A 7,965-nucleotide genomic window follows, 5' to 3' on the forward strand; every position below is an offset into this window, starting at 1 on the left:
GACGCCGATTTACGAGTGAGAGCGTGATGGGCCCTTGACGTCCTTCGACGTCGCCGCGCCCGTCCCCCACCGATGAATCCGTAGATCACTTCACATCATTCCGGGAGAACCCGTGAGCAAGAACATCAACAACCCCGTGGGCATGGGCGGCGGCCAGCGCAAGAAGCTGTCCCGCGCCGAACGGCAGAACAACGGTCCGTACCGCAATACCCCTGTTCCGGACAGGGTTGAGTTCGCCCGAGTTCGCCACCCCCCGGAATCCGTCGCTGGGCTGGTCGTGGTCGAGCCACGGTCATTTCGAGGCGTTGACCTCGCTGTTTTGGTCGGGCTGATGAGACATCGTTGTCGACAGCTGTCGCGCGGACGGGGCGATTTCTCTGCTCGGGCATGGCGGAGTCCCGACGCGGTGGCCGGGTTCTCCAGGGACTGTCGGGTCGTGGGCAGCCAGGGATTTGCTGGTTAGCTGCCGGGACGGGCAATGCGGCGAGGCGGTGATAAGCCGTGGCCGGTTCTTGTCGCCATGGCCAGGTCTCCGAATATTCGCAAGCGCAGGCTTCGGCCGGCGCGGGTGAGACGGGCGGCGACGTGTAGCAGTCGGTAGGGGAGCCTCTTGGACTCGGCGGTGGCCAGTGCGCGAGCGACGTCTGTATTCACGCTCGCGCCCAACTCACTCCACTCGTCGACTCGACTAGCAGTACTTCGTCAACTCGCTGATCGTGGCCGTGTTCGCCACGGTGCTGTCGGTGCTGGTGGCGATCTTCGCCTCCTACGCGTTGAGCCGCTGGAGGTTCCCCGGCAGCGGAAGCTTCAAGTCAGCGGTCCTCGCCACCCAGATGTTCCCCGGAATCCTCTTCCTGCTGCCGCTGTACCTGCTGTTCGTCTACGCCGACCAGAACCTCGGCACCGACCTGGTGGGCACCCGTACCGGTCTCATCGTCACGTACCTGACCTTCTCGCTGCCGTTCGCGGTGTGGATGCTGGTCGGATACTTCGACACGGTGCCGCGCGACCTCGACGAGGCGGCGAAGGTGGACGGTGCCAGCCCGCTGCGCACCCTGTTGCAGATCATCGTGCCCGCCGCGACGCCGGGAATCGTCGCCGTGTGCATCTACGCCTTCATGACGGCCTGGGGTGAAGTGCTCTTCGCCTCGGTCCTCACCACCGAGCAGACCCGCACGCTGGCCGTGGGCCTGCAGGCTTATTCCACTGAGGCGAACGTCTACTGGAACCAGGTCATGGCCGCCTCGCTGGTCGTCTCCGTCCCGGTAGTCGCCGGATTCCTGCTGCTCCAGCGCTTCCTCATCACCGGATTCACCGTCGGCGCGGTGAAGTGACCCAGTGACCCCCGTCAGATTGGATCATGGAATGCTGGCCATCGGCTTGCAGCTCTACACGTTGATGGACGTCCTGTCGGACCGCCCCGCCACGCTCGCCAGGATCGCCGACCTCGGGGTGAGCGCGGTAGAGCCCTTCCGCCTGGGCCGCGGCGACCTGAACCGTGCCGCACGCCTCGCCGAGGCGCGCTCCCTGAAGGCCGACATCGACGCCGCCGGCCTCACGGTGTCCTCCACCCACGCCCGCCTGCCCGACGCGGAGGACCCCGGCTGGTTCTTCGAGGAGATGGCCGAGGTCGGCGCGCTCATCGCCATCGCCTCCACCCCCGAAGCGCTCCCCGGATTCACGCGTGACGCCCTGGTCTCGGCCGACGGGGTGCGCCGGTACGCCGACCGGCTCAACGTCCTGGCCAAGACGGCAGCCGCCCACGGCCTGCTTCGAGGTGCCTGACGCGGTATGCCTCCGCGTACTGGACGCGGGCCTCTTCCATGGCAGCTTCCCAGCGAATGCACTTCTGGCGTGCCGCTTCGATCTCGTCGAGACGTCTGCGTTCTGCGGCTTCGCCGCGGAGGGTGACTTCCTGTGCGATCTCGGCGAGCTGCTCTTCGAGGGAGCGTCCGGGAGTGTCGGCCCATTCGCTCGCCCGGTGCGGTTGGCCGCCGCTGAGGACGAAGCGGAGACGCTCGGACGGGGTGTAGTCGAAGCGGGGGATCCTGACCCAGGAGTCCTTCTTGGCGTCCGCGAGTTCCTTGTCGGTGGCGACGTGCTCGGTCCGGTCCTGCTCCTGGAGGACGAGGAACCCCACGGTCTGGCCCTGTGCGGTGATGGTGAAGTGGGGATTTGCCCTGCGGCGGCGATGTGATGGGGGTGCGAAGCCAGTCTGTCCTGCCGAACTGGAGTGTCCTTCGTTCTCGGCGGCGGAGATCAGGGCCTGGATGAGCCGGAGAGCACGTCCTTGGACGGGCTTGGTCAGGCCCAGCGGCTGACGTTCGTTCTGCATGGCCCGGATCACGGGGTGCGGCCGCACGAGCCGCGAGGGCACGGTGACGGGTTCGAGGACGGCAAGGCGCCAGGCGGGGATGTCGACGAGCTTGATCTCGTACCCGCCACGGCACCAACCCCCGTACAGCTCTTTCGTCTCCGGGATCCTTCCGGATCTGCGTGCCGCGGCGATCCGGGACGGCCACTTCTCGGAGTCCGGACCGCTTCCGCTCTTGACGAACCGGCCGCCTGCTTCCGCGAGTTCTTGCAGCAGCTGATCAGTGAACGTCACGCGGGGCTGTGGGGGAGGGCTTGGTTTTCGCACGGAGGCCGGAGTTTCCTGCGCGCGGCTGGACGGGGGTTGTGGTGTGGCGGCCTGCGTCTTCTGTGGGCGCGTAGCGTGGGGAGGGTACGTGCCGTGCGTCAGATAGTGCTGGCCGGCGCTTGTCAGGGCGACGTTCCACTGCCCGCCCTTCCGGGAGATCGTGACCAGGCCCCGGTTGTGCAGTGCCTGGCAGGTGGTCTTGTAGGAGCTGGTCTTCCAGACGTCGGCAGGGCACGCGGCTCCCACCCACTGCAATACCGAGAGCTGCCGCTCATTGACCTGCCGTTTCAATGGCCCGCCTTCGACTCGAGGTTGACGTACCACGGCGGCAGGTTGTCAGTTCCGTTTGTCAGTAACGGGTGGTTCGAAACAATTCGCTCGAACGAGCGGAGGCTGACGTGGACCGTGTCTACGCGGCGACGGCGTGCGACGCCGACCGGTGCGCGGTGGGGCGTTTGCTGAAGGAGGCGATGAGCTGCCATTGTGCGGGCGAAGCTTGGTATCCGTGCGGGCGGCGATCTTCGCCATCACCATTAGCTCGGCCTCCGTGAGCTGCTGGCGCTTCACTTCGCTCAGGCGCCGTCGGCATCTGGTGTTCAGGGGCGGCCCAGCGAGGAGCCGGAGCGGCGGCTGTCACAGAATCGCGAGGGTGACGTTCCACCAGGCATGACGACTCCGATGCCGCCGCTCACGCTCGTCCGCCACTACTACGAGACCCGCCGGGAGGTCCTGGGTGCCGCCGGATTCCGGATGAAGCGCTGGTTCCGGCTCATCAACGACGAGCGGGCCGTGGCCGTGGCGGAGGCTTCCTTGATCACTGAGGCGCTGCACCGTGCCGACTGCCGCCGGACCGGTCTACTGCTGGGCGATGGCCGCGCGAATCCGGTGATCGACGCGGAGGTCGTGCGCCAGATGGCCGAAGTACGTCACGCACTCCGGATGCTGTCGCAGCATCGCCGCCACTGAGCTGGCGGCGTCCCCGCTCAGGGTCGTCCACCAGGAGAAGCCCTCGGCCTGGCTGCTCTGGTCGTCCAGGAGGGGGATCCATTCGAACGCGCCACCGCAGCACGCTTCCAGGAGATCAAGCTCCCTCGCCCGGGCCGCCGCCTCGGCGATACCGGCCAGCCACCTGACGGTGGCGCCGAGTTCCTCGGAACCGTGGGAGACGTCCGAACCGAAAAGTGTCGCCATCGCGGACACGACCTCGACCGCACGAGCGGCGTCGGCCAGCAGATCCGCCATGACCGAGGCAACGGGAACCTTGATTAGCACGTCGAAGTAGAGAGCCGCGTCGTCGGGATGCGTAGCGGCCAGCGTCAGGAGGTCCGACCCCGCACCCGTCGACCCGTCGAACAGTTCCCGCTGGAGGTGCTCGCCGCGCAGCGCAACGGGCTCCGCCGGCCCGTCCAGCTCTAGCGTGACGAAATCGAGGAAGGCGGACACCGTGGCCGGGCGTCGCTCCGGGTCCCTCTGGGTCGCCTCCCGGACGATCGCACGCCAAGGGCCCGACTTGGGGAGCAACGGGACGTTCACGAGGGGCATCTCGCCCGTGACGGCCCATCCGATGAGCTGCCCCAGGCTGTAGATGTCGGCGGTGGGGCCCACGCGGTGGGCGTCGCTGTAGTGCTCAGGGGCTGCGAAACCCTCGGAGCCGAGGAAGACCCCCACGCGGGTGCGCTGCGGATCGGTCGTCTGGCCCAGGGGCCGCCGCACGATCCCCCAGTCCGCCAGGACCCAGCGGCCGTTCAGGCGCAGGACGTTGGCTGGCTTGATGTCCCGGTGGATCCATCCCTCACGGTGTGCCACCGCGAGGACCGAGCAGAGGGATTCCAGCAGCTCCCGCAGGGCCGCATCATCGGAGAATTCCTCCCGGCAGCTCTCGGCGGTGGCCTCCGCGTACGGCATGACGAACCAGGTGTGCTTGGGATCGAAGTCCAGGACCGGCATGGCGTACGGGTTCCCGATCAGGCTGCGCCCGCATTCGATCTCTCGCTTCATGCGGGCAACTTGGCGTCCGGGCGGGTACTTGTCCTTCAGCTTCTTGAGGATGACGACCTTGCCGCTGGGCTTGTGCACCGCCTTGAAGACGTCTGCCTGGCCGCCGTCGGCGAGGGGCAGCCGTTCACACCGGTAGTCCTTGCGCTCGCCCCGTCCGGAGTGGCTAATCAGCTCTCCCGTTCGTGGCGCGACCAGCGGCTTGCCAGCGATCTCCTCCAGTTCCCCGGCTTCCGAGAAAAGGGTGATCCGGTCGCTCGTGTGGGCGATGGCATCCGAGAGGCTCGCCGAAGCTGGCGAGTTCGCGTCCGCCGGCCGCCGGGGAGCGACGACGTTTCGGAAGACCTCCGCGGGATCGAACCCCTCGGCGAGGTAGTGGAGCACTTCGCCCTGGTCCTCGGGAAGCAGCGGCTGGAAGGCGTCGAACTGCGCCCTGTCCGTAATGGTGCGGATGGCCTCCAGGGTCTGGCCGTCGATGCCCAGCTCTGTGAGGTCGGCGGCGGAGAACCGAGCGAAGAGAGTCGTCGGAGCGTGGGAGGCGGGCCGCGAAGTGATCAGCCGCTCCATGGCCTCGACGTCCCGCACCTCCAGGCTTCCCATCGCGGAGTTCACGGAGAAGAGCCGGGTGGAAGCCCACTGCAGGGCCTCGTCGTGCGGCAGCACCTTGAGGAGGAGAAAGGTCTCACTTCCGTCGTCGGGCGCGAGGAGCACGCCCCTCCAAAAGGCCGTGATGCGTATCGTCCTCATCCGCGGATCACGGGCCATGCGCGCGACGGACAACCCCAGCCCCTTGTCCGTGTACAGCTCGGCCACCGTCAGCGACTGGAACTTGGCCATCGCCTTGCGAACCCCGGCCCGGACGGGCTTGTCCAGCTGCTCGTAGTCGGTCCAGAAGGTGTGCACGAAGGCGAGCTGCGGCAAGGGTAAGTCTCCTACCCGGGAGGCTGGTTGTCCGGCCCTCCAGCGTATCGCCCGGGCGCCGAACGGAAGCCGGGCCGTTCACCGGTTCGGCGCCGCCTCCGGGCGGGCGTACGTCCGGCCCTTCCGCGCCGCGCACCGCCCCGGTGGTGCCGCACCACCGAGTCCACCGTCATCAGGAGATAGAGGAACACGGTGAACGGCAGCAGCGGAGCGAGCCACAGCGGCTGACGGTAGTAGCGGAGCATCGGCACGTACGTCCCCGCCATCACCGCCCACGCGGCACCGCCCGCCCACGCCGCCACCGCGTTCCCGCTCCGGACGCCGGCTACCAGGGCCATGTTGTTCCGTCCACGTTCTCCCGCTTTCTTCCGTGCGGAACAGTGTGGCCTGTCGTGGGTGAAGCCGTGCAGGAATCATGGGAAAGGTGCGGGCAGCCATGACGGGCCGGTGCTGGGGACGTAGGACGTTCGGCCCCGGAGACCGCCGTGGCCGACAGTACGTGGTCGCCGACCTTGTCCGTGCTCAGCATAGGGAGCAGACGACGGCGTCGTGGGTGGCGCAGGCGGTCAGGTTGGGGCGCTCGTACGGCTGGCGGCAGACGTTGCAGCCCAGGGTGACGGCGCTGGGGTTCCCGTCCGTGTCGCGGAGCGGCTCGTCGATGCCGTTGTCGGTGTGGCGGAGGTAGTAGCGGCCCTTGGTGGCGATCGCCATCAGCGGGGTGAGTACAAAGGCGATGACGTCGGCGGCGACAGGAGGTACGGCTGGAGGGCGTCGCCGAGGGCGTGGACGTACATGGCGATGGACAGGCCCGAGGAGTCCACGTCGACCGGGTGGACGGCGTGGAGCATGCCGCGGCGGAACTCCGGCTGGAGCGGGGAGATCTCGAGCACGTACTTGTTCATGCGCCGCTCTTGCCGCTGGCGACCCCTGATCGCGCCGCTCGCCTTCGTGTGCTGTTGCGTTCGGCCGGGATCAGGTTGGGGGTGTTGCGTGAAGGGGATTGAGCATGTCCTGCGGTTCCTGAGCGGTAGCGAGATGGGGGCGGGAGGATGGGTGGGTGCTGTCCCGGGTCCGGGGTCTGACTCATGATTTCTCTGACCGAAGTGTCTCGATCACACGGTGTCGGCCGTTGGCCGGGGATGGTGCGTTGTCGGTGCCGGGCCGGCGGGTTGTGTCCCGATAGGGGCCTGCCGATTGTTGTGGCGTCCTCACGATTCTGACCCTCTGACGCGGCCCGGTACCGGCAACGCGACACGTCATCGCACCGGAAGGGAGGAACGGAGTGGGCATGTCCAGTTCGACCGTGCCCAGTTCGTCGTCGGCTTCGCGAACCCGTCGCCGCTCCGCGGGGGAGGTGGTGCTGGGAGTGGATACGCACCGGGATATTCACGTGGCTGCGGTGCTCTCCGTGTCGGGGGCGGTCCTTGCCACCGATGAGTTCCCGGCCACCGCGGCCGGATACCGCGATCTGCTGAAGCGGGCCAGGAAGTGGGGAACCGTGAGGCGGGCCGGGGTGGAGGGGACCGGCTCTTACGGAGCGTCGTTGTCCCGCTATCTGCTGGCCCAGGGCATAGACGTGTTCGACGTCAATCGGATGGACCGTGCGGATCGTCGTCGGCGTGGCAAGTCGGATCCGCTCGATGCCCAGAACGCGGCGCGAGCCGTGTTGAGCGGGCGGGCCCGTGCCCGGGCCAAATCAGGCGACGGGCCGGTGCAGATCGCGAGAATGTTCAAACTCACGAAGGTGTCGGCCGTCAAAGCCCGCACGCAGGCCATCAACCAGCTCAAGGCCGTCCTCGTCACTGCCGATCCCGTCTTGCGGGAGGAACTGGCCGGACTGGGCAATGCCGAACTCTTCCGTACCTGCGCACAGTTCACGGATGCGCGTGGTCGCGAGGAGGTCGGCGCGGAGTCGATGGTGCAGGCCACCCGGATCACGCTGGGCCTGCTGGCTCACCGGATCGGTCGGCTCTCCGAGGAGATCCGGGAAGTGGAGACTCGTCTGACCCGGCTCGTGGAACGGCACGCCCCGCAGCTGCTCGACGTGGTCGGGATCGGTCCGGACACGGCGGTCGCTCTGCTGATCACGGTGGGGGACAACCCGGAGCGGCTGGACAGTGAGGCGTCGTTCGCCGCGCTGTGCGGAGTCAGCCCTGTCGAGCGTTCCTCGGGACGGCGAAACTACCGTCGCCTCAACCGCGGCGGTGACCGGCAGGCAAATGCCGCGCTGCATCGCATCGTGTTCACCCGCCTGCGGGTCGACCCGCGCACCCAGGACTACTACGAGCGCCGGATCAAGGAGGGCAAGACCCGACGTGAAATCGTCCGTTGCCTCAAGCGCTATGCGGCCCGGGAGGTCTTCCACCTGGTCAAACAGCTACAGCCAGGACCCCGCTCATAGGGGCTGT

4 protein-coding genes and 4 pseudogenes are annotated in these 7,965 nt (G+C 67.6%); 4 read left to right on the forward strand and 4 right to left on the reverse strand.

The features are described from left to right. Positions 1 to 112: 112 nt before the first annotated feature. The 3 genes and pseudogenes from ABZ656_RS54440 to ABZ656_RS54450 all read left to right on the forward strand — a co-directional run. Positions 113 to 208, forward strand: a pseudogene (locus tag ABZ656_RS54440) (DUF6243 family protein); the annotation flags it as partial. 487 nt (positions 209 to 695) lie between these two features. Continuing rightward, positions 696 to 1,334 (forward strand): annotated as a pseudogene (locus ABZ656_RS54445) (carbohydrate ABC transporter permease); the annotation flags it as partial. Between the two features lie 31 nt (positions 1,335 to 1,365). Beyond that, the gene (locus tag ABZ656_RS54450; protein ID WP_360279679.1) at positions 1,366 to 1,785 is read left to right on the forward strand and encodes a hypothetical protein; all 420 of its coding nucleotides are present in this window, start codon (positions 1,366 to 1,368) and stop codon (positions 1,783 to 1,785) included. Here the strand turns inward: ABZ656_RS54450 and ABZ656_RS54455 are convergent. The 4 genes and pseudogenes from ABZ656_RS54455 to ABZ656_RS54470 all read right to left on the reverse strand — a co-directional run. After that, positions 1,733 to 2,608, reverse strand: coding sequence for a hypothetical protein (locus ABZ656_RS54455; protein ID WP_360279682.1), 876 nt, complete (start codon positions 2,606 to 2,608; stop codon positions 1,733 to 1,735). The genes ABZ656_RS54450 and ABZ656_RS54455 overlap by 53 nt on opposite strands. An 888-nt stretch (positions 2,609 to 3,496) precedes the next feature. Next, positions 3,497 to 5,557, reverse strand: a complete 2,061-nt coding sequence (locus tag ABZ656_RS54460) for a serine/threonine-protein kinase (RefSeq protein ID WP_360279685.1) — start codon at positions 5,555 to 5,557, stop codon at positions 3,497 to 3,499. Positions 5,558 to 5,635: 78 nt separating this feature from the next. Next, positions 5,636 to 5,895: pseudogene (locus ABZ656_RS54465) on the reverse strand (glycosyl transferase family 2); the annotation flags it as partial. A 149-nt stretch (positions 5,896 to 6,044) separates the two neighbouring features. After that, a pseudogene (locus tag ABZ656_RS54470) lies at positions 6,045 to 6,459 on the reverse strand (allantoin permease); the annotation flags it as partial. Positions 6,460 to 6,845: 386 nt separating this feature from the next. Here ABZ656_RS54470 and ABZ656_RS54475 point away from each other — a divergent pair. After that, complete coding sequence (locus ABZ656_RS54475; RefSeq protein WP_360279688.1) at positions 6,846 to 7,958, forward strand: IS110 family transposase; 1,113 nt, start codon at positions 6,846 to 6,848, stop codon at positions 7,956 to 7,958. The last annotated feature ends 7 nt before the right edge of the window (positions 7,959 to 7,965 follow it).

The sequence above is a fragment of the Streptomyces sp. NPDC007095 genome (assembly GCF_040634475.1).
Classification (GTDB): domain Bacteria; phylum Actinomycetota; class Actinomycetes; order Streptomycetales; family Streptomycetaceae; genus Streptomyces.

Coding starts and splice junctions, on each gene's coding strand:
- ABZ656_RS54450 (WP_360279679.1), top strand. CDS start 1,366: ATGCTGGCCATCGGCTTGCAGCTCTACACGTTGATGGACGTCCTGTCG.
- ABZ656_RS54475 (WP_360279688.1), top strand. CDS start 6,846: ATGTCCAGTTCGACCGTGCCCAGTTCGTCGTCGGCTTCGCGAACCCGT.